This is a genomic window from Streptomyces sp. NBC_01433 (assembly GCF_026340105.1).
Lineage (GTDB): Bacteria > Actinomycetota > Actinomycetes > Streptomycetales > Streptomycetaceae > Streptomyces.
In genome coordinates this window covers 5,491,516-5,512,725 of sequence record NZ_JAPEPM010000001.1, presented here as the reverse complement: position 1 = coordinate 5,512,725, position 21,210 = coordinate 5,491,516, and the positions used below count along the sequence as shown (strand labels likewise).

Below are 21,210 nucleotides of genomic sequence, written 5' to 3'. Positions count from 1 at the left end.
CCGGGGGCCCCTGACGCGAAAGGGTTGCGCCGGGGGCCCGCCCCCGGCCGGGACGAACGGCCCCCCGGCTACTCCTCCTCGCCCGTGCACGCCTCCTCGAAGAAGTCCACGTTCTCCTGGAGCGACTTCATCAGCCGGTCCCGTTCGGCCTCGTCGACCTGGACGGGTGACACCTGTGAGGCCCCGGTGAGCCGCCGGAATCCGCCCCGGTTCTCCAATTGCCCCTCCACCCGGAGAGGCAGCCCGACCAGGTGCGCGTGGCCCGCGATCCGGTACGCCTCCTCGTCCAGCTCCATGCGGACATGGGCGACCTCGGCGCCCGCGAGCACCCGCAGCCGTACGATCCCGGCGCCGCGCGGACCCGAGCGGCGCATGCGGACGACGGCGCCGGTGATCCGTACGGGCGCGGCGGGCTCGTCCCGCAGGTAGCGGGCACCCGCCAGGCGCAGGGCCGGCAGGTCGCCCGGGGAGAACTCGACGGGTTCCGGGCGGGCGGGGCAGCCGTCCGGGGTACCGGCGGCCGGTGCCCAGTCCACGGCGATCCCGATCCCTTCCGAGCCGCGCACCAGGGCGATCAGGGCCTCGGTCAGCTCGCGGCTGACGCCTGCCCCGACCGCGGCGTCGAAGGCTTCCGCGCCTCCGGTCGCCCGCTGGTAGTCGACGGCCTCCCGGGTGGCGTGCAGCGCCTGGTAGAGCTGGACGGCGAGGGCCCGTCCGGAGGCGACGGGCACATACGCGGTGAGCCTGCGGCCGCCGGGCGCGGGCCCGATGAGCGTTCCCTCCAGCGCCGCCCGGGCCTTGGTGCGACGGCGTGCCCCGTGGTAGCCCGCCCGGCCGCGTACGGCGAGGGCTCCGGCGAGGAGGATCCGGCGGGCCGCCGAGCGCAGCGTCTCCGCCTCCGCCCAGCCCGCGGCTCCGGCCGCGCCGGCGGCGGACTCGGGCACATCGCGCCACCAGCGGATCTCGTCGCTGGGCACGGCGAGGGAGACGAGGATCTCGCCGGCGGACGGGGCCGCGCTGCGGGCGAGCGCGGTCAGCGCCTCGGCGAGCAGGTCCTCGCTGTCACGGAACGCGGCGGTGTCCGGCACGAGCAGGCTCGTCGCCCCCGCGGCCGGTCCCGGCGGGGTCCAGCGGCCGTAGCGTCCGGCCGCTCCGCCGCGCCGCTGCCAGCCGTGCCGCCGCAGGAGCGCGCCGAGGACCGCGGGATCCACGCCCGCCGGGTCGGGCAGGTCTCCGGTGGGCGTACGGGGGGCCGCCCGGCGCCCCGGGTCGTCAACGGGGTGCGCTCGGGGGCCCGGTGGCGCCGTTCCGCGCCGGGGCTCGTCCATCGACCGGTGCATCAGGGTCTCCCTCCCGCCCCGACCCGGGCCATGATCTCGCAGAGTGCGCGGTCGTCGAAGATCCGCGAGGTCGGGATCCGCACGGTGGTCCTGTGCCGGCCCGTCACCGCGTGGCCGGCCAGGTTGGTCCAGTAGCAGCAGTGCCGCAGGCCGAGCCGCTCGGGCCCGGCGCTCAGCCAGTCGTCCTGGCTGCGGGGCACGATCATCACGACCAGGATCTTGTGCACCGACACGGGTGTCCGGGCGAGCTTCACGAGGTGCGCGTTGTCGAGCGTGAAGGAGAACGACCGGCCCGGCGGGTGCGGGGGGATCTGGTAGGTGCACTTGAGCTGCACCTTGATGGTCACTTCGTCGTCGACGGTGTGGGCGGGGGCGGCGTGGCTGACGTGCCAGTCGATGCCGTTGTCGGGAAAGGGCTGCGAGAGGGAACACCCCGCCGCTGCCGCCACCGCGTGCAGGTAACCCACCTGGAGGGTCTCCATGCAGGCGGTCGTGGCGAGCGTGCCCCGCAGCGGTGCGGTCCGCTGGGACAGCAGCCCTCCCCCGTAGCCTTCGGCGCGGGTGGGGCCTGGGTCGGGCTGCGAGAGCGCCATGGCTCCATGTGCCTTCCGGGCGTGCCGATCGGTCGCCCGGTCCTCGTCCACCGAGGAGGACCGGCGTCTGCCGAGAGGGGTCGGCGGGCGGTTCAACTTCCTTGCCCGTCAACTGTGTTGTCACCGCAGGAGACCGGCCGCAAACGGCGTATCAGGCAAACAGCCCGGGTATCACCGATATCGGGCAGGGGAATAACTCCATCTGCCGGGCAGGTGCGAGGAGTTCGGGGATGATGCACTGGTTCGAGGGGCCACTGGCCGCTTTCGACACGGAGACGACAGGCGTGGACGTCGAGGAGGACCGGATCGTTTCGGCCGCTCTCGTCGTCCAGGACACCGCGGGAGGGCGCTCCCGCGTCACCCGCTGGCTGGTCAACCCGGGGGTGCCGGTGCCCGCGGGGGCGACCGGGATACACGGGCTGACCGATGACCATCTGCAGCGCAACGGCCGGTGGCCGGCGCCCGTGGTGGAGGAGATAGCGCGGGCGGTGGCCGAGCAGTGCGCGACGGGCCGTCCGCTCGTCGTGATGAACGCACCTTTCGATCTGACGCTGCTGGACCGGGAGCTGCGGCGGCACCGGGCGTCGTCGCTGGCCCGCTACCTGGAGAACGCACCGCTGTGCGTGGTGGATCCGCGGGTGCTGGACAAGCATCTGGACCGCTACCGCAAGGGCCGCCGCACGCTGGGCGATCTCTGCGAGGTGTACGGGGTGGTGCTGGACGGGGCGCACGACGCGGCGGCCGATGCCACGGCGTCGCTGGAGCTGGTTCGCGCGGTGGGCAGGCGGTTCTCGGCCCGCCTGGAGCGGCTGACCCCGGCCGAGCTGCACACCCTGCAGGCGGTGTGGCACGCGGCGCAGGCGCGGGGGTTGCAGGCGTGGTTCGCCAAGAGCGGTACGCCGGAAGCGGTGGATCCCGCGTGGCCGCTGCGCCCGGAGCTGCCCGCGGCGGCCTGAGGCCGGGACCCGGCGCATGAGAAAGCCGGTCCGTCGTTGACGCTGACGGACCGGCTCTTCCCGGTGGGCGATACTGGGTTCGAACCAGTGACCTCTTCGGTGTGAACGAAGCGCTCTCCCACTGAGCTAATCGCCCGGGAACGGGTTGAACCATACAGGGCTCGGCGGGCTTCGTTCAAACTCCTTCCAGCCGGGCCGCGAGGCCCCGGCGTCCGGCCCGCATCATCAGGGTGTGGTTGGCCCGGAACAGCGGGCGACCGGGCACGGCGAGCCGCCGCAGCAACGGCTTGCGCACGTCGACCTCCTGCTCGTACCGCGCCCGGCTGCCGTCGCCGTACTCCTCGACGGTCCAGCGGGCCCACCCCTCCAGATCCCCGGTCATGGCCGCTTCGACGATCCGCGCGACGGGGTCGTCGCGGCGTCGGCGGGCGGTGACGACGAGTTCGTAAGGGAGGAACGAACGGACGCGCGCGGTGCCGGTGTTGTCGTCCACGGTGGTGACCTCGCGGACCTGCGGCCACCACCGCGCGTACTCCTCGGGGCGCGCCAGCACGGCGTACACGGTGTCGGGCGGCGCGGATATGTCCCAGACAGCGGTGAAGCGGTAGTGGCACCAGTCCATGACTCCAGTCTGCTCGCTCCGGTCCTACTCAGGCCCGGAACTGAGTATCCGAGCGCATGTACGAACGTGTGGGCGGGACCACACTGCGTCCATGGAACATGTGCCGCCACCCGCCGAGGAATTGGCGCTCCTCGACCGAGAACTGGCGCGGCTGGACACCCGCAGGGGCCAGCTGCTCCACCGGCGCGCCTGGCTGCTGAGTGCTCTCCAGCAGCCGCTGCCCGCGCCGACCGCCCGGCAGTCGGCGTCCGGGATCCGCCCCTGGGGTCCGCCGCCCGCGTCCGGGGCCGGGGCATGGGGCCCGCCTGCGGGCTCGGGGGCCCGCCCCTGGGCCGCACCGCCGGTCGCCGCGCCGCGCAGTGCGCAGAATGCGCTGCTCACCCTCGGCGGGCTGCTGCTGGCGATCGCCGCTGTCGCGTTCACCCTGGTCAGCTGGGGCACGATGGGCATCGGCGGGCGCTGTGCGGTGCTGAGCACGGTGACCCTCCTGGCGCTCGGCACGCCCGCGATTCTGCTGAACCGCAAGCTGTCCGCCACCGCCGAGGCGCTGGGCGCGCTCGCGCTGGTGCTGACGGTGCTCGACGCGTACGCGGTGCACGCGGTGGCGGCGCCGGACACGGACGGGCTCGGTTTCACCGCGGCCGCCTCGGCGGTGCTCGCGCTGGTCTGGGCGGCCTACGGTCTGGCGCTGGGCGCGCTGCGGCTGCCGTTGCCCGCGGCCGTGGTGATGGCCCAGTGGCCGCTGTTCCTGTGGGCGTGGGCGGCCGGTGCGCCGTCCCTCGTGTTCGGGTGGGCGCTGCTGGTGACGGCAGTGCTGGACGGGGTGATCGCGCTGTGGGGCAAGGGCCCGGCGGTGCGGGTCACGGCGTGCGCGGGTGCGGCCGTGACGGGGCTGGGCGCGCTGCTGGTGGCTCTGGCGGAGTCGTTGTCGGCCGACGGCCCGCTCGGCGCGGTGGCGCCGGGGGCGCTGTTGCTCGCCGGTGCCGCCGTGGCGCTGGCCGGGACGTGGCGGGCGCCGGCCGGGTTCGCGACGGCCGCCGGTGCGGCGGCGGGGCTGGCGGCGGTGGCCGCGGTGGGCGGTGTGCTGCGGGCGACGGTGCCGCCCCAGTGGCCGGTGGTGGGGTATCTGCTGTGCGGTGCGGCGCTGTTGGCGGTGGTACGGATCCGGCTGCCGCGGGCTGCCGGGCGGGGCGTGCTGGTGGCTTCGGTCGCGGTGGTGGGCGGTTCGCTGGTGTGGGCGATGCCTCCGGTCGCGGCGGTGCTGATGGGGCCGTTGTCGCTGGTGTCCGATGTGTGGCAGGGGGCGCCGGACGGTGTCCGGGGGGCGTTGGGGGCGTCGGTGCCGTGGTCGCGGATGTCCGCGGCGCCGGTGGTCCTCGCGCTGGTGGCCGCTCTGCTGGGGGCCGCCCACCGGTGGTGGGCCGTCGTGGTGCGGGTCGCCGGGCCGCTGCTGTCGCCGGGTGAGCCGGTGCGGGGTGCGGCGGGCGCGGGTGGGCTCGTTCTCGGCTGGGGTGCGCTGCTGGTGGCGGCGGCCGCGCTGGATGTGCCGTACCCGGTGGCACTCGCCCTGGAATCGGTACTGGTCGCGCCGGCACTGCTGGTGGCGGTACGAGGTCCGGCGGGGCCCGGCGGTGCCCCCTCGGGTGTGGCGGTGACCGCGCTGGTCGCTTCGCTCGCGGGGGCGGTGAGCGCGGGGCTGCTGTCGTTGGCCTCCGAGGTCGCCACCTACGCGGTGTTCGGGCTGCTGCTGGCGCTGTTCGCCGGGGCGGCGGTACGGGCTCGGGCGGTGGCGGTGCGGGCGTTGTTCGCGTGTGCCGCTGTGGTGTGGGGGATGGCTCTCGCCGGGTGTGCCGGGCCTTCCCTGGAGCTGGCCGGGTACCGGGCCGCGCCGCTGATGCTGGTGGTGCCCGCGGTGACGGTGCTGCTGGGGACGCGGCTGCGGCGGCATCCGGTGGCGTTGCCGGTGGAGCTCACCGGGGTGGCGGGGGCGGTGGTCGCGGTGGGGCTCGCGGTGCCGGACGCGCGGTTCCTGGCGCTGGTGCTGGCCCTGTGCGCGGTGCTGGCCGCGGGCACGGCGGTGCGGCCGGAGCGGCGGCCGGTGGCCGGATATGCGGCGGTGGCGCTGTTCCTCGCCGCGACCTGGGTGCGGCTGGCGGCCTGGGAGGTGACCGACCCGGAGGCGTACACGCTGCCGGTGACGGTGGCCGCGCTGGTCGTGGGGGTGCTGAGGCAGCGGCGCGATGCGGCGTCGTCGTCGTGGACGGCGTACGGGGCGGGGCTGGCCGCGACGCTGGTGCCGAGTCTCTGCGCGGCGTGGGTCGACACGGGCTGGGTGCGGCCGTTGCTCCTGGGGGTGGCGGCGCTGGTGATCACGTTGCTGGGGGCCCGGTTCCGGCTCCAGGCGGTGCTGCTGCTCGGTGGCGCGGTGCTGGCGCTGGTCGCCCTGCACGAACTGGCGCCGTATGTGGTGCAGGTCGTGGGTGCGCTGCCGCGCTGGCTGCCACCGGCGCTGGCCGGGGCACTGCTCCTGGTGGTCGGTGCGACGTACGAGCAGCGCAAGCGCGACGCGCGTCGGCTGAAGGACGCCCTGGGCCGGATGCGCTGAGGCGGGGCCGATGTCGGAGAAGACGCGAAACGCAGAGGGTCCGTGAGACTTCGCAGTCTCACGGACCCTCTGTCCGGGTGGGCGATACTGGTTTCGAACCAGTGACCTCTTCGGTGTGAACGAAGCGCTCTCCCACTGAGCTAATCGCCCGGGCGCACCGCAAACATTACCCCATGTCAGCGGCGCTCCAGGACCAGCCCGAGCTCACTCGCTGATCTTCCACGGCATCGTGATTCCGAACTTCCAGACGTAGATCCCGACCAGCACCGCGATGATCACCAGCCCCACCGAGGTGAGGATGATGTTGCGCCGCCGGACCTTGGGATCGAGCGCCCGCTGGGCGGCCTCCGTGACCTTTCGCCTGGTCCAGCGCAGCACCAGCTGGGCCCAGACGAACTCGGTCGCCCAGATCGCCATGCCTCCGAAGATCACCAGCCACCCGGGGCCGGGCAGCGGAAGCATGATGATGCCCGCCACCACGACGGCGAGGCCGACTATGAAGACGCCGACCTGCCAGCTCAGGTGCAGCGTCCTGGACGACTTGATGAACCCCGGCGCACGCGAGCCCAGCTCACGCTCCACCTTCGCCGTGCCCCCCGCAGCGGACTCCGGGGCCGCCTTCTCGGCAGCCTCGCTCCGCTCGTCACTCTCCGCATTCATGAATCCCAACCTACCCGAACGCCCCTCGTCACCGGAATGGCCGCATAACTCAAAGTTACACACCGCTGTACGAGCTACCTGAAGGATCACAAAAGGGTCAGAGGGGTTTACAACGCCACCGTAGGTGGCATGTCGATTTCGCCGACGTGCGAATCCCCGAGCGCACACTGAGCGAAAGGCCCTGGCGCTTATGAACACCACGGTCAGCTGCGAGCTGCACCTGCGCCTCGTTGTGTCGAGCGAGTCCTCACTGCCTGTACCCGCGGGCCTGCGGTATGACACGGCCGATCCCTATGCCGTGCACGCCACCTTCCACACCGGAGCGGAGGAGACGGTCGAATGGGTATTCGCCCGCGACCTCCTTGCCGAGGGGCTGCATCGGCCCACCGGCACCGGAGACGTCCGCGTCTGGCCATCACGTAGTCACGGCCAGGGCGTCGTCTGCATCGCACTGAGCTCCCCAGAGGGCGAAGCCCTGCTCGAAGCTCCGGCGCGAGCCCTGGAGTCGTTCCTGAAGAGGACCGACGCCGCGGTTCCGCCCGGCACCGAGCATCGTCACTTCGATCTCGATACGGAGCTCTCACACATCCTGGCCGAGAGCTGAGCCAGGCCGAGAGCTGCGGGACGCCGTCCGACTCGGGGAGACGGCGTCGCGCGGACAACCTCATACGGCAGACACCGGCGCCGTCATCGCGGAAACCACCGCGGCGACGGCGCCGGCGCGTGCACGGGGTACCGGCCGGGCGCCCGGCGCGGTCCGGCCGACAGTGACCGAAACCGGCTGAGAACGGCCGAGGTCGACTCAGACCGACCGGGAACGACCGAGGACGGCCGGCTCCCGCCCGGCCGAGCCACTCGGGCGGCAGGAGCCCCACGCCCCCCTCCCACCCCGCCGTACGGGCACCGCGGGCCCCGACGGCCCCCGTGGCCGATAAAGGGCTCTCCCGGCCCCCGGTGCGCCCGCACCGGGCCTGGAGCCGGTCCGCCGAGCCAGTAGAGTCAGCCGCCATCGGCGGGCGCCCGCCCGCCGGAGGCCAGGGAGCGAAATCGTGCTGATCCCACACGACACCCGGATCGCCCTCGACACGGTGGTCGATCTGGTGAACACCGCACCGGAGAACGGGCTGCCGGACAGCGGGCCCGCGGACATAGCCGCGCAGAGACCCACCGGCGGCCCCCCGGACGCGTCGACGGACGCACTCGCCGACCAGCTCGCCGACCTCGGGTCGCTGTACGCCTTCGCGGAGCGCCATCTCATCAGCGGTGTCGGCACGCTCGGCGAGAAGGACCTGCGGGCGGTACAGGACGTACGGAGCAGGTTCGCCGAGATCTTCGCGGCGCCGGACGCCCGGACCGCGGCCGACCTCATCAACCGGCTGGTGGCCGCGGCGGGCACCACGCCGCAGCTCACCGATCACGACGGCTACGACTGGCATGTGCACTACTTCGCGCCGGACGCTTCGGTCTCCGACCATCTCGCGGCCGACTGCGGCATGGCGCTGGCCTTCTTCGTCGTCGCGGGCGAGCAGGAGCGGCTGCGGCGCTGCGAGGCGCCGGACTGCCGGCGCGCGTTCGTCGATCTGTCACGCAACCGCTCCCGCCGCTACTGCTCCAGCCGCACCTGCGGCAACCGGCTCCATGTCGCCGCGTACCGGGCCCGGCGCCGGGAAGCCGCGGGCTGACCGGTCCTGCGGGGTCGCGACCACCGTCCGCCCGGCAACGCCTCCGGGGCATCACCGCGGGCTCACAGCATGAAGAGATCATGCAGCGCGGCCATCAGCAGCAGGACGCCGATCACCGTGAGGAAGATCATCAGGGGTGGCTGGGAAAGCGCGAAGAGACAGCCACGGGGCTCTTCGACCGGGGGTGCGGGGGCCTCGCCCCGGGATGTGTCCACCATCTCGAAGTGATCATGACTCACCCCGACCCCTCTTGGCGATCAACACGCGTCTTCACCGCGGGAGTTCACCGCTCCGTGGCCGTGCGGATTCGCTCCGGCGTCCGAGCCGCCGTCACACTTTCGGAACTCCGTTCCCGGTCAGCGCGGCGACGCGCTGGAGGCGCGCACGACGAGTTCCGGCTGGAGCACCACGCTGCGGTGACGGTGCCCGCCGTCCGCGTCGTCCGCCTCCTCCAGCAGCAGTTCCGCGGCCATCCGTCCCATCACGACGGCGGGCTGGCGTACGGAGGTGAGCGGTACGGCGGCGGCCGCGGCGAACTCGATGTCGTCGTAGCCGACGATGGCGACGTCGTGCGGAACCCGCACACCCGCCGCGTACAGCGCCTGCAGGACACCCAGCGCGAGCAGGTCGTTTGCGCAGAAGACGGCGGTGGGGCGCGGTACGAGTCCCAGCAGCCGGGCGCCGGCATCGCGGCCGGCCGCGACGTCCAGGCGGTCGGACGGGATCTCGACGAGCGCCTCGGGGGGCAGGCCCGCCTCGGCGAGAGCGGCGAGGGCCCCCTCGCGGCGGTCCCGGATCTGATGCAGGTCACCGGGGCCGCTGACATAGGCGACGGAGCGGTGCCCCGCCGAGACGAGGTGCCCGACGGCCAGGGCGCCGCCGCGCACGTCGTCGACGGAGACCGCGCAGCACTCGGCTCCGGGCGCCACCCGGTCGACCAGCACGAACGGGATCCGGTGACGGCTGAACGCCTCCAGATTGCGGCCGGTGGCGTCCGCAGGTGTGACGAGCACGCCGCACACCCGTTGCTCGGCGAAGAGTCCGAGGTACTCGGCCTCCTCCGCCGGGCTCTGGTCGCTGTTGCAGACCATGACGCCGAGGCCGGCCTGCCGTGCGGCGCGCTCGGCCCCGCGGGCCACATCGACGAAGAACGGGTTGCCCATGTCCAGGACGAGCAGGGCCATGATGCGGCTGCGGCCCGCCCTGAGCTGGCGGGCGGACTCGCTGCGCACGTACCCGAGCTCGTCGATGGCGGCCAGGACGCGGGCACGCGTCTCCGGCAGCACCGCCTCGGGCCGGTTGATCACATTGGAGACCGTGCCCACCGAGACTCCGGCCCGCCGGGCCACATCCTTGATCCCTGCCACACGCCCCACTCGCCCTGCCCCACTGATGCGTTCGGCCGCCGCACTCGCGGGCGGCGCCTCCCATCGTACGGACGCCGGCATGCCGCTCCGGGCCGCCCCGGCCGCCGTGATCCGTACCGCTGCGAGCCCGGCGCCGACGCGCGTCGGTGCGAGGCCGCACACCGCCTCGCACCGTGCGGAATGAATTGTTTCATTCCGTGGCGAACGGTAACCCCATCCTCGTACGGGTTCAAGGCGCAGGTCACGCGAGTGTGGGGGCACGCCGACGTCGCGTGAGGGTGAATCGATTCATATCCTCGGGATGTGCCCGACCGGACGAATTCAGATGCCGTGCTTCTTCAGGATCGCCTCGATGTCGCTGAAGTCCTCACCGGGCGCGGCGGACGACTGCTGCCGCTTCTTCGGCTGGGCCTGGGGGCGCGCCGACGCCGCCGGGGCGCCGGATCCGAGGGAAGGCGCGGAGGCGGCGGGGGCGACCGCCTCGTTCTGCGCGGCGGCCCGTGCCGCCCTGCGCTCCTTGCGGGTGGTGCCGCTGCGGCGCTCGATCGCGCGAGTGGTCATGAAGAGCAGCCAGGCCACCCCGAGCACGCCGAAACCGAGCCAGACGCTCGGCTTGAACGCGATCCCGGAGACCCACTCGACGATTCCGGTCATGACCAGCCCGACCGGCACGAGGGAGTAGGCGGCGATCCTGGCCGCCGTGAGGAACCGCTTGCGGTACGCGGTGACCGCGGCGATGCCGAGACCGGCCGCCGACGCCGCGGAACAAATGGTCTCGGCAAGCATCGGGGCCTCCAGGAGCGTGGGGAAACGTCCCTTCCATCCTGCACCGATCACCGGCGTCGGGGCCACGTTCCCCGGCCACATCGGGGACATTTCAGGGCCGCACTCCTCCCCAGGTCCCGATTGGGAGCTGTCCACCCGGCCTGAAAGACTGATCCCATGAGCGATTCCACCCCCGCAGCCCCGGTCGTCCTCGACATCTGGTGCGATCTCGAATGTCCCGACTGCCACCTGGCCCTCAGCGATGTGCACGCCCTGCGCGCCCGGTACGGCGACCGCGTCGAGGTACGGCTGCGGCACTTCCCGCTGGAGAAGCACAAGCACGCGTACGCCGCGGCGCAGGCCGCCGAGGAGGCCGCCGCGCAGGGCAAGGACTGGCCGTACATCGAAGCGGTGCTGGCCAGGACCGCCGAGCTCGCCCGCACCGGCGAACCGCTGCTTCTCGACGTGGCACGTGAACTGGGCCTGGACGCCGAGGAGTTCGACACCGCGCTCATCGACGGCCGGCATCTGCTGATCGTCGACGCCGACCAGGCGGAGGGCAAGGCGATCGGCGTCACCGGCACCCCGACGTATGTGATCGGCGACGAACGGCTGGACGGCGGCAAGAGTCAGGACGGGCTCCGCGAGCGGATCGAGGAGATCATCGACCGACTGCTCGCCGAGCGGGGCTGACCCGAGGGCGCCGCAACCCCCGGGCCGCCCGCCGGGGCCGCTACAGCGCCTTGGCCAGGTTGTACTGGGTCGTCGTGTAGCCCAGCGACTCGTACAGCCGCAGCGCCGGGGTGTTGGCGGCGAAGACGTGCAGGCCGAGCCTGTCGAACCCGGCCCCGCGGGTGATGTTCTCGGCGAGACGCATCAGGGCGCGGCCGTAGCCCTTGCCCCGGTGCTCGGTGCGCACCTCGACGTCGTACACGTACCCGACCGTCTCCCCCGGCTGCGTCTCCCGCCGCGCCACCCACACATGGCCGACGACCTCGTCCTCGTGGACCAGCACATGGAAGTGCATGCCGTCGGTGGCTCGACCGTCCGGGAGGTTGCGGGCCTGGTCGGTCTCGGCCTTGTGCCGGGCCTGCTCCTCCGGCACGCCCCGGTCGATCCAGTCCTGTGCGTACGCCTTCACGCTGGAGACGTCCCAGCGGGCGTACTCCTCGGCACTCATGGGGCGGCCCGTGAGCCCGGCGGGCAGCTCGGCGGGGTCCTGCCCGAGCTCCTTGATCATGTTCCGGCTCCGCTCCACGTAGCCGAGCGCGGCGGCCAGCCGCTGGGAGCCGTCGTTGCCCTCCGGGGCCTCCACGCGCACCTGGGTGCAGCCCCACCCCCTGAGCACCTCCTCGGCGGCGAGCGCGGCGATGGTGCCGCGACCGCGCCTGCGCTGCGCCTCGTCGATCCGCAGCGAGTGCAGAACCCCCGCCGTCGCGCCGAACGAATCGTCGGTACTGATCGCTACAGCGCCGACGGCCCGTCCGTTGTCGCACACGTCGTACGTGCGCGCTCGTGCGCCGTCGGCGCCTTGCTGAATCGGCCCGGTCGGCCGGAGTGTCGTGGTCATCACAGGCTTTCTATCCGCTGAGCGGCCATCCGTCACCCGCTTTTACGGACGGCGCCATATGTCTACGGACGGCACCGCGCGTCCACGGACGGCGCCGCATGTCACGGACGGCGTCACGTGTCACGGGTCGAGGTCGCTGCCCGCTCGTTCGTCGAAGACGCGCATGGCCTTCGCTGTCACCGGCCCGGGACTCCCGGCCCGCTCCCGTGCGTCGACCCGGTGGACGGCCTGGATGTCCCGGAGCGTGGAGGTCAGGAAGATCTCCTCGGCGCGCTCCAGGACGTCCATCGGAAGGTCCGTCTCCCGGGCCCCCGTCCACTCCACGGCCAGCGCGCGGGTGATCCCGGCGAGGCAGCCGGAGGCGACGGGCGGGGTGTGGATCTGCCCGTCGAGGACGACGAAGACATTGGAACCGGTGCCCTCGCAGAGCTGCCCGGCCGTGTTGGCGAACAACGCCTCCGACGCACCGTGCTCACGGGCCCGGGCGAGGGCGACGACGTTCTCGGCGTACGAGGTGGTCTTCAGCCCGGCGACCGCACTGCGTTCGTTGCGCGTCCACGGGACGGTGATCACGGCCGTGGTGTCCGGACGGCGTCCCGCGCCGCCCAGCGCGACGACCAGGCTGGGCCCGGCGTCACCGCGGTCGGAGCCGAGCGGGGACAGCCCGCCGGTGTAGGTGATCCGCAGCCGGCCGAGCGCCATGGGGTTGGCGTCGAGGACGGCCGTGACGGCGCGGCGGACCTCGTCGGGGTCGGGGTCGGGCAGGCCGAGGCCGCGGGCCGAGCGGGTCAGCCGGTCCAGATGCCGGGTCAGCGCGAACGGGCGGCCGTGCATGGTCCTGACCGTCTCGAAGACACCGTCGCCCACGGTGAGCCCGTGGTCGAGCACGGACAGCCTGGCATCGTCGGCGGCCCTCAGTTCGCCGTTGACCCAAATCCTCATGACGTGGTCCCTCCTGTCTCCTCGAAGGCGCCCGACGCCACGGCGAGCAGTCTCGACGCCTTCAGTTCGGTCTCGTCCCACTCGCGCTCCGGGTCGGAGCCCCAGGTGATGCCCGCCCCGGTGCCGAAGCGGAGGACCGGCACGGGAGGGTCCCGGTCGATCCAGAACGTCCGTATGCCGACGGCCAGCCCGGCAGTGGCCCGGTCCGCGTCGACCCAGCCGATCCCGCCGCAGTACGGCCCGCGCGGCGCGGTCTCCAGCGCCTCGATGATCCGCAGCGCGCTGGATTTGGGCGCCCCGGTGACGGAACCGGGCGGGAACGCCGCGGTCAGCAGCTCCGGCCAGCCCACGCCGTCGGCGAGCCGCCCGTGGACGGTGGAGACGAGGTGGACGAGTCCGGGATGCTTCTCCACCGCGCAGAGGTCGGGCACGCTCACGCTGCCGGTCGCGCAGACGCGGCCCAGGTCGTTGCGGACCAGGTCGACGATCATCACGTTCTCGGCGTGATCCTTGTCCAGCAGATCGTCCTCGGTGCGCCCGGTTCCCTTGATCGGCCCGGACTCGACGGTCCGCCCGTCCCGGGCGAGGAACAGTTCGGGCGACGCGGTGGCGATCTCCACGCCGTGCGCGGGCAGCCGAATCGTTCCTGCGTACGGGGCCGGGTTGCCGCGTGCCAGCAGCGCGGTGAGGGCGTCCACGTCGGCGGTGCCGGGACCGGGGAGCGGCGCGGACATCACCCGGCAGAGATTGGCCTGATAGACCTCACCCGCCGCTATGTGTTCACGGATCCGCCGTACGCCCGCCTTGTAGGCGTCCCGGTCCAGTGATGAGGTCCAGTCCCCGGCGGCGGGACCGCGCCAGGCACCGGGCACGGGAGCGGGCACCGGCTCCGTCCGTACGGTGGAGAAGCGGGCGCAGACGAGGCGGCCTTCGAAATCGGCGCATACGGCCCAGAAACCGGATGAGTCGAGGGCCGCCGGATCACTGGTGACATCCTGCAGACCGGAGGCGACGAGGCCGCCGAAGCGGGCCATTGGAGCAAGGTCGAACACTCTGGTGAGTCTAGGACGGTGCGCGATGACCTGCGCCGGGGCGGGGGCACCGCAGCACGCTGCGCAAACGCGTTTTTGTACTGGCCCAGGAATCCGCTAGAGTTCAACACGTCGCCGGGACGCGCAAGCGCACCGGAAAGACACGCGGACGTAGCTCAGTTGGTAGAGCGCAACCTTGCCAAGGTTGAGGTCGCCAGTTCGAACCTGGTCGTCCGCTCGCAGAAGGTGGGGGATCTTCCCGAACCCCCATCCCTGGTGGAGTGGCCGAGAGGCGAGGCAACGGCCTGCAAAGCCGTCTACACGGGTTCAAATCCCGTCTCCACCTCCAAGGACGATTAGCTCAGCGGGAGAGCGCTTCCCTGACACGGAAGAGGTCACTGGTTCAATCCCAGTATCGTCCACCGGTCCGCAAGGATCCCCGCGCGATTAGCTCAGCGGGAGAGCGCTTCCCTGACACGGAAGAGGTCACTGGTTCAATCCCAGTATCGCGCACGCAGTACACGCAGGATCACCCCGCGCGATTAGCTCAGCGGGAGAGCGCTTCCCTGACACGGAAGAGGTCACTGGTTCAATCCCAGTATCGCGCACCAGCCAGAACCCCCGGTCGTCTCGACGACCGGGGGTTCTGTCGTTCGTCGACGCCTCGTGCGCGGTCCCGCGGGCCCGGACAGGAAGCGTCCGGAGCCCGCAGGAAGGCAAGGGGTTTCGGCAGGGGTTTCAGGAGGAGAAGAGCATCCGGCCGAAGCCCTTCTGGCGGTGGTGGCCGTGGTGACCGCCGTGGTGCTGCGGGGCGCCCCACGCGGGAGCGGGCGCCGCGGCCGCCGGGTAGGCCTGCGGGGCGGGGGGCGCGGGCGGGGCCTGCTGCGTCCACTGCGACTCCAGACGGGTCAGGGACTCCAGCTCGCCGTAGTCGAGGAATATCCCGCGACAGCCGCTGCACTGCTCGATCTGGACGCCATTGCGGTTGTACGTGTGCATCTGCGCGTGACACTTGGGGCACTGCATCATCGGCTCGGCTCCTCGCCTTCGGTGTGCCGTCGCCGGAATGCCTGCCCGACGGCGGTCGGTTCACCCTACGACGAGCCCTCGGCCGCCAACTCGGGTGGGAGGGACGCAATTCGGGCACATGCGTCGATCATCATCTGCTCCACCTCATCCGGAGTTCGGTCCTCCGCGGCGGACTTGGCGAAGGCGAGCGCCGCGGTCTGCACCGTGAGCGCGCGTGCCGGGACGTCCAGTTCGGGCCAGGGGTCCCCGTCGGCAGGCACGGCCGGACCGCCCGCGGCCCGGTAGGCAGCCAGGAAGCGCAGCCAGACTTCGGGGGGCAACAGCCCGGCGGCGTACCAGGCGGCGGGCCGGGCGAGGTCCCAGGACGGGTCGCCCAGACCCGCGTCGTCCACGTCGATGAGCAGCCAGGGGCCGTGCGGAGCCGGGTGCCGGACGAGTTGGCCCAGGTGCAGATCCCCGTGACAGAGGAAGCCGGCGCGGTGCGCGGGGACCGGTTCCTCGCCACGTGCCCAGGCGGGCAGGCCGCGCCAGGCGGCGAGGACGACGGACGTGCCCGGCTCACCGGGACGGGCCGCCCGCATCCGGGCGACGGCGAGGGCGGCCTTGGCAGGGCCACGCATCGGCGGGAGCGGCAGCGGAGGTCCGGTGCGGTGGAGGCGGGCGAGCAGCGTGGCGGCTTCTTCCCAGGGCGCGGCGTCGGGGTCCGCCGGGTCGACGGGTTCACCGTGCGGCCAGAGGGTGACGGGGCGGCCGGGACGGTGCCGGGACGGCGCGGGCAGTGGAGGAAGCAGGATGCCGGTCAGCCCGGGGTCGGCCGCCAGGGCGACGCGGGCGGCGAGCGCCTCGCGGTCCGTGTCCGCGGCGTGCGCCTTGGCCACGATCCGGCCGCTGCGGACCACGGTGCCGTCCGGGCGGTCCGCCAGCACCTGGGGCGGTCCGCAGACGCACCGTACGGCGGGTGGATGGGAGCTGCCGTGCGCGAGTGCGCCCAGCTCCCGTACGACTGCGGTGGTACTCAACGGCTCCCCCGGCGGTGATCGCTCCGGCCCTGCCGCCGGTCCCGCGACGAGCGTACGCGGCGGTGCGGGGCGGTGGCTGCGGGGCGGAGGGCCGCGGGACTGGGGCCGCGGGGCGGAGGCTGAGGGGCGTTCGCGTACGCCCGCTGAGCGCGCGACGGGCCGGACGGCACCGGTCGCATGCGCGCGCCGTCCCCGTCGGTGACCGGGCAGGTCCGTCCCCATGGGCTGCCGTGGTCCGGACAGCGCGATGTCCGGTCAGCTCCCCAGCTGACCGGACAAACGCTGCCGTCCGCCGCACCCCCGTCCCCACGGGGTTGTTGGCCGGATGTCCCGGTCCGGACCGCTCTTCCGGACCCGGGGCGCCGCTCAGCGCCCCAGCATCACGCCCACGGACGACGCCTGTGTGACCACCGCTTCCCAGCCGCCGAAGACGACTACGAGCAGGGCCGCCAGAGGAAGAACCATGGCCGTCGCCACCAAGGGGTGACGCGTACCGGACGGGCGGGCGCCGAACGAGGCGTATGCCTTGCGTCCCTGCGTGCGGATCATGGTCCGCGTTGCCGTGTCCGACATGGTTCCTCTCCTGACCTGATGGGGGCGGCGGGCGTTGACCTCGGGGGACGAGTGCTTCGCCCGCCGCTTGACCTCAACATTAGGGAAGCCTCGGGCAGGGGTCGTCATGCCCGCGTACCGAATGCCGGGCCTCCCGGAGGATGAGCTGTCGGTAGTCGACGTACTCCCCTGGGTGGAGATCCGGCGTCAGGGCTTGGGGTCATCCCGGAGGGGGCGTTCGGAGGCGCCCTCCCTGGGAACCGGCTGTTCGACCAGGGCCGGGCCGTGGCCGGCACCCTGGCCGCCATGAAGCGTGCGGTACGGACCACGGAGCCGCCGCGGGTGACTTCACTCACTTCCACCACCCCCCGACGGACGGCTGTCTCCACCCTGCGGCCCGCTCCGGAGGCCACCACCGCGTAGGTCCCGGTCGGGTCTCCCGCGTCCACGGCCATCTCCACGCGATCGCCCCTCATTGATCCAATCCCCCTTCTGCGACCGACCTTTGAGATCTCGCACGGGGCGGGGAGCCCGGATCCACGGCCCCCTGACCACTCTTCACGTTTCCCGCCGGGCACTGACAATCGAATCTCCGGCGAGGGCGCGGCCTCTGAGCGCGCCGGGCGCCGGGTACGTAAGCTGTGCCTCGTCAGGCGGACCAGGCAGCGGGGATGGGCAGACGATGGCGATGATGCGGCTCCGGCGCGAGGACCCGCGTCTCGTCGGCTCGTTCAGGCTGCACCGGCGACTCGGGGCGGGCGGCATGGGCGTCGTCTATCTGGGTTCCGACCGGCGCGGTCAGCGGGTGGCCCTCAAGGTGATCCGGCCCGACCTGGCGGAGGATCAGGAATTCCGTTCGCGTTTCGCGCGCGAGGTGTCGGCGGCCCGGCGGATCCGCGGGGGCTGCACGGCGCGTCTGGTCGCCGCCGATCTGGAGGCGGACCGCCCCTGGTTCGCGACGCAGTACGTCCCCGGCCCCTCCCTGCACGACAAGGTCGCCGAAGAGGGCCCGTTGGCCGCCGCCGAGGTGGCCTCGATCGGGGCGGCGCTCTCCGAGGGACTGGTGGCGGTGCACGAGGCGGGTGTCGTCCACCGTGACCTGAAGCCGTCGAACATCCTCCTCTCCCCCAAGGGCCCCCGGATCATCGACTTCGGTATCGCTTGGGCGACCGGGGCGAGCACGCTGACCCACGTCGGTACGGCGGTGGGGTCGCCCGGCTTCCTCGCGCCCGAGCAGGTCCGGGGCGCGGCGGTGACGCCCGCGACGGACGTCTTCTCGCTCGGTGCCACCCTCGCCTACGCGGCGATGGCCGATTCGCCTTTCGGGCACGGCAGTTCCGAGGTGATGCTGTACCGAGTGGTGCATGAGGAGCCGCAGCTGTACGACGTGCACGACGCGCTCGCCCCGCTGGTACGCGCCTGCCTGGCGAAGGACCCGGAGGAGCGGCCGAGCACACTCCAGCTCTCCATGCGGCTCAAGGAGATCGCGGCCCGGGAGGCGCAGGGCCTGCACGAGAGCCGGCCGCCCACCCAGCGCTCCGCGCAGGAGCTGGACCGGCCGACCGGCCGCCTGGACGGTCCGTACACCGAGCAGCACACCCGTCGCGCGGACGGCTCCCCGGCGTCCCGCCCCCAGCAGAACAGGCGTACCGCGCCCGCTCGTCCGGCCGCGCCCCGTACCGGAGGTTCGCGCTCCCAGCCGGCTCCGCGCAACACCACGCGTTCCGGCAGGCGCCCCGGCGCGGCGAACGGGACGAACGGGCGGCCGGGCACGAGAGGCGGGGCCCGGACCACCTCGGCGGGACGGCGGCCGGCGAATCCGCGGCTGCTGCGGCAGCGGCTCGTCGTCTTCGTCGTCGTGACCCTCCTCGTGGCGCTGGGCATCGCCGCCGCACAGGGCTGCCAGGGTCCGGCGCGGGGGCTGGGCGTCTCGCAGCCGCACACGCAGGCCGCCGACGCGCGGCACGCGCAGGCGGGTATCCCTCTGGAACGGTAGGTTCCGGGGCGAGCGACCGCCGGAGCGCGGTCAGCCCGGCGGCCGGGTCCCAGGGGCGCGGTCAGCCCTGGGGCCGGCCCGTCGCCACCGCGTAGAAGGCGACCGCCGCCGCCGCTCCCACATTCAGCGAGTCGACGCCGTGCGCCATGGGGATACGGACCCATTCGTCGGCGGCCATCAGTGCCTGGGTGGACAGCCCGTCGCCCTCGGCCCCGAGCATCAGTGCCACCCTCTCCAGCCGGTGCGGTGCCGCCTCGTCGATGCTGGACGCCTTCTCGTCGGGCGTGAGCGCGAGGAGCTTGAAGCCCGCCTCCCGTACCGACTCCAGCGTCTTGGGCCAGGCGTCGAGCCTGGCGTACGGAACGGAGAAGACCGCGCCCATCGAGACCTTGACCGAACGCCGGTAGAGCGGGTCGGCGCAGTCCGGTGAGAGCAGTACGGCGTCCATGCCGAGGGCGGCCGCGCTGCGGAAGATCGCACCGATGTTGGTGTGGTCGTTGACCGACTCCATGACGACCACGCGGCGGGCCGTGGCCAGTAGTTCGTCGGCGGAGGGCAGCGGCTTGCGCTGCATGGAGGCGAGGGCCCCCCGGTGCACGTGGTAGCCGGTGACGCGCTCGGCGAGCTCCGGAGTGACCGCGTACACGGGGGCCGGGACCTCGTCGATGACGTCGCGCATCACATCGACCCACTTGGCGGAGAGCAGCATCGACCGCATCTCGTACCCGGCGTGCCTGGCCCGTCTGATCACCTTCTCGCCCTCGGCGATGAAGAGACCTTCGGCCGGCTCACGGCGGCGCCGGAGTTCGACATCGGTCAGGCCCGTGTAGTCGCGCAGGCGCGGGTCGTCGGGATCGTCGACGGTGATGAGATCTGCCACAGGGTGATACTGCCTTGTCCGGTGTGTGGTGCCAACGCCTTGGATGAATATCGGTTACCGCGGGTTACCCAGCGGGGGGTGCCACGGAGTCCGGTCCGACCGCGACGACTTCGCCGATGACGATCACGGCGGGCGGGCGCACCTCTTCGGCGACGGCTCGTTCGCCGACGGTCGCCAGGGTCGCGTCGACCCGGCGCTGCGCGGCCGTGGTGCCTTCCTGGACCAGCGCGACCGGGGTCTCGGGGTCCTTGCCGTGGGCGATCAGCGCGGCGGCGATGGCGCCGATCTTGTCGACGGCCATCAGCAGGACGAGAGTGCCGCGCAGTCGGGCGAGCGCCGCCCAGTCGACCAGTGAGCGCGGGTCCTCCGGGGCGACATGGCCGCTGACGACGGTGAACTCATGGGCGACGCCGCGGTGGGTGACCGGGATACCGGCCGCGCCCGGAACGGAGATGGAGCTGGAGATCCCTGGGACGACCGTGCAGGAGATGCCCTCGGCGGCCAGCGCCTGGGCCTCCTCCATGCCCCGGCCGAAGACGAACGGGTCGCCGCCCTTGAGCCGGACGACGGCCTTGCCCGCTTTGGCGTGCTCGATCAGCGCCTGGTTGATAGCCTCCTGGGCCATGTAGCGGCCGTACGGGATCTTCGCGGCGTCGATCACCTCGACGTGCGGCGGGAGTTCGTCGAGCAGGTCACGGGGGCCCAGCCGGTCGGCGATGACCACGTCGGCCTCGGCGAGCAGACGGCGGCCGCGCACGGTGATCAGGTCCGGGTCGCCGGGACCGCCGCCGACCAGCGAGACGCCCGGGGCGCGGGTGCGGTGGTGCGGGGCGGCGAGGGTGCCGTCGCGCAGACCCTCGACGATGGCGTCGCGGATGGCCGCGGAGTGGCGGGGGTCGCGGCCCTGCGAGGTGGTGGTGAGGACGGCGACCGTGACGTTCTCGCTGCGGCCGGTGGCCGGGGTCCAGGCGGTGGCGGCCTCGGCGTCGTCGCTGCGGACGCACCAGGTCCGGGAGCGCTCCGCCTCGGCGGAGGCGGCGTCGGCGGCGGCCGGGTCGGAGCACGCGACGAGGGCGTACCAGGTGTCGCCGAGGTCGCCGTCGCGGTACCGGCGGCGCTCCCAGCGGATCTCGCCGGCGTCGGCCATCGCCTCGACGGACGGGGTCGCGGACGGGGAGATCAGGGTGATATCGGCACCGGCCGCGATGAGCGCGGGCAGGCGGCGCTGCGCGACCTGGCCACCGCCGACGACGACGACGCGGCGCCCGCTCAGGCGCAGTCCGACGGGGTACGCGGGGTGATCGGCGTGCTCGGCCATGGCGGTGCGGGCTCCTCGTGCGGGGTGGTGCGTAGGGGGCCGCTACGGGGGTGGAGCGGCTGGGGCGAGTGGGGGTGGGGGTGTCGCGGGGGACCACGATACGTGGGGTGGGTACGGAGGTGGGGCGCCTGCGGCGGGCTTGTCCCCTACCCGCCCCTTCCCGAAACCGGGGCGCTGCCCCGGGCCCCGGGAAAGATGCCCTCAAACGCCGGGCGGGCTGAAGAATCGGACCCCGCTCCTCAAGCACCGGCGGGGCTTGAGTTGAGCTCAAACGCCGGGCGGG

The 21,210-nt window shown here is 72.8% G+C and carries 21 protein-coding genes, 7 tRNA genes and 1 pseudogene; 11 read left to right on the top strand and 18 right to left on the bottom strand.

Going from position 1 to position 21,210, the window contains the following annotated elements:
• Positions 1-68 precede the first annotated feature (68 nt).
• Together OG413_RS24885 and OG413_RS24880 are read right to left on the bottom strand one after the other, a co-directional pair.
• The gene (locus OG413_RS24885; RefSeq protein ID WP_266808894.1) at positions 69-1,340 is read right to left on the bottom strand and encodes a hypothetical protein; all 1,272 of its coding nucleotides are present in this window, start codon (positions 1,338-1,340) and stop codon (positions 69-71) included.
• Complete coding sequence (locus OG413_RS24880) at positions 1,340-1,933, bottom strand: DUF4365 domain-containing protein (RefSeq protein WP_266808892.1); 594 nt, start codon at positions 1,931-1,933, stop codon at positions 1,340-1,342. The genes OG413_RS24885 and OG413_RS24880 overlap by 1 nt, the downstream gene beginning before the upstream one ends.
• A 230-nt stretch (positions 1,934-2,163) precedes the next feature.
• On the opposite strand from OG413_RS24880, the gene OG413_RS24875 reads away from it, so the two are divergent.
• Positions 2,164-2,889 carry a 3'-5' exonuclease gene (locus tag OG413_RS24875; RefSeq protein WP_266808890.1) on the top strand — a complete coding sequence of 242 codons (726 nt, stop codon included), beginning with the start codon at positions 2,164-2,166 and terminating at the stop codon, positions 2,887-2,889.
• Between the two features lie 64 nt (positions 2,890-2,953).
• On the opposite strand, the gene OG413_RS24870 is transcribed toward OG413_RS24875, so the two are convergent.
• A tRNA-Val gene (locus OG413_RS24870) sits at positions 2,954-3,025 on the bottom strand.
• 39 nt (positions 3,026-3,064) lie between these two features.
• On the bottom strand, positions 3,065-3,511 hold the full coding sequence (locus OG413_RS24865) for an SRPBCC family protein (RefSeq protein ID WP_266808888.1): 447 nt from the start codon (positions 3,509-3,511) through the stop codon (positions 3,065-3,067).
• Positions 3,512-3,602: 91 nt separating this feature from the next.
• On the opposite strand from OG413_RS24865, the gene OG413_RS24860 reads away from it, so the two are divergent.
• Positions 3,603-6,116: an SCO7613 C-terminal domain-containing membrane protein gene (locus OG413_RS24860; RefSeq protein WP_266808887.1), complete on the top strand. Its 2,514-nt coding sequence runs from the start codon at positions 3,603-3,605 to the stop codon at positions 6,114-6,116.
• A gap of 78 nt (positions 6,117-6,194) precedes the next feature.
• Here the strand turns inward: OG413_RS24860 and OG413_RS24855 are convergent.
• Positions 6,195-6,266 (bottom strand) — tRNA-Val (locus tag OG413_RS24855).
• A gap of 54 nt (positions 6,267-6,320) precedes the next feature.
• The gene (locus OG413_RS24850; protein ID WP_266808886.1) at positions 6,321-6,776 is read right to left on the bottom strand and encodes a TIGR02611 family protein; all 456 of its coding nucleotides are present in this window, start codon (positions 6,774-6,776) and stop codon (positions 6,321-6,323) included.
• A 190-nt stretch (positions 6,777-6,966) separates the two neighbouring features.
• Here OG413_RS24850 and OG413_RS24845 point away from each other — a divergent pair, with 190 nt between their 5' ends.
• Both OG413_RS24845 and OG413_RS24840 read left to right on the top strand, forming a co-directional pair.
• Positions 6,967-7,380 (top strand): SsgA family sporulation/cell division regulator, encoded by a 414-nt coding sequence (locus tag OG413_RS24845; protein ID WP_003959770.1) that lies wholly within the window; start codon positions 6,967-6,969, stop codon positions 7,378-7,380.
• Between the two features lie 445 nt (positions 7,381-7,825).
• Positions 7,826-8,458: a CGNR zinc finger domain-containing protein gene (locus OG413_RS24840; protein WP_266808885.1), complete on the top strand. Its 633-nt coding sequence runs from the start codon at positions 7,826-7,828 to the stop codon at positions 8,456-8,458.
• Between the two features lie 62 nt (positions 8,459-8,520).
• Here the strand turns inward: OG413_RS24840 and OG413_RS24835 are convergent, their stop codons facing one another.
• The 3 genes from OG413_RS24835 to OG413_RS24825 all read right to left on the bottom strand — a co-directional run bounded on the left by OG413_RS24835 (position 8,521) and on the right by OG413_RS24825 (position 10,611).
• Positions 8,521-8,697: a hypothetical protein gene (locus tag OG413_RS24835; RefSeq protein ID WP_158074513.1), complete on the bottom strand. Its 177-nt coding sequence runs from the start codon at positions 8,695-8,697 to the stop codon at positions 8,521-8,523.
• Between the two features lie 117 nt (positions 8,698-8,814).
• Positions 8,815-9,834, bottom strand: a complete 1,020-nt coding sequence (locus OG413_RS24830) for a LacI family DNA-binding transcriptional regulator (protein WP_266808884.1) — start codon at positions 9,832-9,834, stop codon at positions 8,815-8,817.
• A 312-nt stretch (positions 9,835-10,146) separates the two neighbouring features.
• Positions 10,147-10,611 (bottom strand): hypothetical protein, encoded by a 465-nt coding sequence (locus tag OG413_RS24825; RefSeq protein ID WP_266808882.1) that lies wholly within the window; start codon positions 10,609-10,611, stop codon positions 10,147-10,149.
• A gap of 156 nt (positions 10,612-10,767) precedes the next feature.
• On the opposite strand from OG413_RS24825, the gene OG413_RS24820 reads away from it, so the two are divergent.
• The gene (locus OG413_RS24820; RefSeq protein ID WP_266808880.1) at positions 10,768-11,283 is read left to right on the top strand and encodes a DsbA family protein; all 516 of its coding nucleotides are present in this window, start codon (positions 10,768-10,770) and stop codon (positions 11,281-11,283) included.
• 40 nt (positions 11,284-11,323) lie between these two features.
• On the opposite strand, the gene OG413_RS24815 is transcribed toward OG413_RS24820, so the two are convergent.
• From OG413_RS24815 to OG413_RS24805, 3 genes are all read right to left on the bottom strand, one after another.
• Positions 11,324-12,160, bottom strand: coding sequence for a GNAT family N-acetyltransferase (locus OG413_RS24815; protein ID WP_266808878.1), 837 nt, complete (start codon positions 12,158-12,160; stop codon positions 11,324-11,326).
• 120 nt (positions 12,161-12,280) lie between these two features.
• Positions 12,281-13,102: an aminotransferase class IV gene (locus OG413_RS24810; RefSeq protein ID WP_266808876.1), complete on the bottom strand. Its 822-nt coding sequence runs from the start codon at positions 13,100-13,102 to the stop codon at positions 12,281-12,283.
• Entirely contained in the window at positions 13,099-14,136 is a 1,038-nt protein-coding gene (locus OG413_RS24805; protein WP_266810347.1) for a chorismate-binding protein, read from the bottom strand. Before OG413_RS24805 ends, OG413_RS24810 begins: the two co-directional genes overlap by 4 nt.
• 162 nt (positions 14,137-14,298) lie before the next feature.
• Between OG413_RS24805 and OG413_RS24800 the strand changes: the two genes are divergently transcribed.
• The 5 genes from OG413_RS24800 to OG413_RS24780 all read left to right on the top strand — a co-directional run bounded on the left by OG413_RS24800 (position 14,299) and on the right by OG413_RS24780 (position 14,744).
• Positions 14,299-14,371 (top strand) — tRNA-Gly (locus OG413_RS24800).
• A gap of 37 nt (positions 14,372-14,408) precedes the next feature.
• Positions 14,409-14,482, top strand: a tRNA-Cys gene (locus OG413_RS24795).
• Between the two features lies 1 nt (position 14,483).
• Positions 14,484-14,555 (top strand) — tRNA-Val (locus OG413_RS24790).
• A 19-nt stretch (positions 14,556-14,574) separates the two neighbouring features.
• Positions 14,575-14,646: transfer RNA gene (locus OG413_RS24785), tRNA-Val, on the top strand.
• 23 nt (positions 14,647-14,669) lie between these two features.
• Positions 14,670-14,744, top strand: a tRNA-Val gene (locus OG413_RS24780).
• A gap of 127 nt (positions 14,745-14,871) precedes the next feature.
• Here the strand turns inward: OG413_RS24780 and OG413_RS24775 are convergent.
• The 4 genes and pseudogenes from OG413_RS24775 to OG413_RS24760 form a co-directional block, all read right to left on the bottom strand.
• The gene (locus OG413_RS24775; protein WP_266808874.1) at positions 14,872-15,162 is read right to left on the bottom strand and encodes a zf-TFIIB domain-containing protein; all 291 of its coding nucleotides are present in this window, start codon (positions 15,160-15,162) and stop codon (positions 14,872-14,874) included.
• 65 nt (positions 15,163-15,227) lie between these two features.
• Positions 15,228-16,181 (bottom strand): phosphotransferase family protein, encoded by a 954-nt coding sequence (locus OG413_RS24770; protein ID WP_266808872.1) that lies wholly within the window; start codon positions 16,179-16,181, stop codon positions 15,228-15,230.
• A gap of 366 nt (positions 16,182-16,547) precedes the next feature.
• Positions 16,548-16,754: a hypothetical protein gene (locus OG413_RS24765; RefSeq protein ID WP_266808870.1), complete on the bottom strand. Its 207-nt coding sequence runs from the start codon at positions 16,752-16,754 to the stop codon at positions 16,548-16,550.
• 186 nt (positions 16,755-16,940) lie between these two features.
• Positions 16,941-17,209, bottom strand: a pseudogene (locus OG413_RS24760) (hypothetical protein).
• Between the two features lie 206 nt (positions 17,210-17,415).
• On the opposite strand from OG413_RS24760, the gene OG413_RS24755 reads away from it, so the two are divergent.
• A complete protein-coding gene (locus OG413_RS24755) occupies positions 17,416-18,729 on the top strand; it encodes a serine/threonine-protein kinase (RefSeq protein WP_266808868.1) in 1,314 nt (437 codons plus the stop codon).
• 61 nt (positions 18,730-18,790) lie between these two features.
• Here the strand turns inward: OG413_RS24755 and OG413_RS24750 are convergent, their stop codons facing one another.
• Complete coding sequence (locus tag OG413_RS24750) at positions 18,791-19,609, bottom strand: RNA methyltransferase (protein ID WP_266808866.1); 819 nt, start codon at positions 19,607-19,609, stop codon at positions 18,791-18,793.
• Between the two features lie 64 nt (positions 19,610-19,673).
• Positions 19,674-20,927 carry a uroporphyrinogen-III C-methyltransferase gene (cobA, locus tag OG413_RS24745; RefSeq protein ID WP_266808865.1) on the bottom strand — a complete coding sequence of 418 codons (1,254 nt, stop codon included), beginning with the start codon at positions 20,925-20,927 and terminating at the stop codon, positions 19,674-19,676.
• Positions 20,928-21,210 lie beyond the last annotated feature (283 nt).

Bases quoted from the DNA above. Each gene is read 5' to 3' on its own strand.
- OG413_RS24885 (WP_266808894.1), bottom strand. From the start codon at position 1,340: ATGCACCGGTCGATGGACGAGCCCCGGCGCGGAACGGCGCCACCGGGC.
- OG413_RS24880 (WP_266808892.1), bottom strand. From the start codon at position 1,933: ATGGCGCTCTCGCAGCCCGACCCAGGCCCCACCCGCGCCGAAGGCTAC.
- OG413_RS24875 (WP_266808890.1), top strand. From the start codon at position 2,164: ATGATGCACTGGTTCGAGGGGCCACTGGCCGCTTTCGACACGGAGACG.
- OG413_RS24865 (WP_266808888.1), bottom strand. From the start codon at position 3,511: ATGGACTGGTGCCACTACCGCTTCACCGCTGTCTGGGACATATCCGCG.
- OG413_RS24860 (WP_266808887.1), top strand. From the start codon at position 3,603: ATGGAACATGTGCCGCCACCCGCCGAGGAATTGGCGCTCCTCGACCGA.
- OG413_RS24850 (WP_266808886.1), bottom strand. From the start codon at position 6,776: ATGAATGCGGAGAGTGACGAGCGGAGCGAGGCTGCCGAGAAGGCGGCC.
- OG413_RS24845 (WP_003959770.1), top strand. From the start codon at position 6,967: ATGAACACCACGGTCAGCTGCGAGCTGCACCTGCGCCTCGTTGTGTCG.
- OG413_RS24825 (WP_266808882.1), bottom strand. From the start codon at position 10,611: ATGCTTGCCGAGACCATTTGTTCCGCGGCGTCGGCGGCCGGTCTCGGC.
- OG413_RS24820 (WP_266808880.1), top strand. From the start codon at position 10,768: ATGAGCGATTCCACCCCCGCAGCCCCGGTCGTCCTCGACATCTGGTGC.
- OG413_RS24815 (WP_266808878.1), bottom strand. From the start codon at position 12,160: ATGACCACGACACTCCGGCCGACCGGGCCGATTCAGCAAGGCGCCGAC.
- OG413_RS24810 (WP_266808876.1), bottom strand. From the start codon at position 13,102: ATGAGGATTTGGGTCAACGGCGAACTGAGGGCCGCCGACGATGCCAGG.
- OG413_RS24805 (WP_266810347.1), bottom strand. From the start codon at position 14,136: ATGGCCCGCTTCGGCGGCCTCGTCGCCTCCGGTCTGCAGGATGTCACC.
- OG413_RS24775 (WP_266808874.1), bottom strand. From the start codon at position 15,162: ATGATGCAGTGCCCCAAGTGTCACGCGCAGATGCACACGTACAACCGC.
- OG413_RS24765 (WP_266808870.1), bottom strand. From the start codon at position 16,754: ATGTCGGACACGGCAACGCGGACCATGATCCGCACGCAGGGACGCAAG.
- OG413_RS24755 (WP_266808868.1), top strand. From the start codon at position 17,416: ATGGCGATGATGCGGCTCCGGCGCGAGGACCCGCGTCTCGTCGGCTCG.
- cobA (WP_266808865.1), bottom strand. From the start codon at position 20,927: ATGGCCGAGCACGCCGATCACCCCGCGTACCCCGTCGGACTGCGCCTG.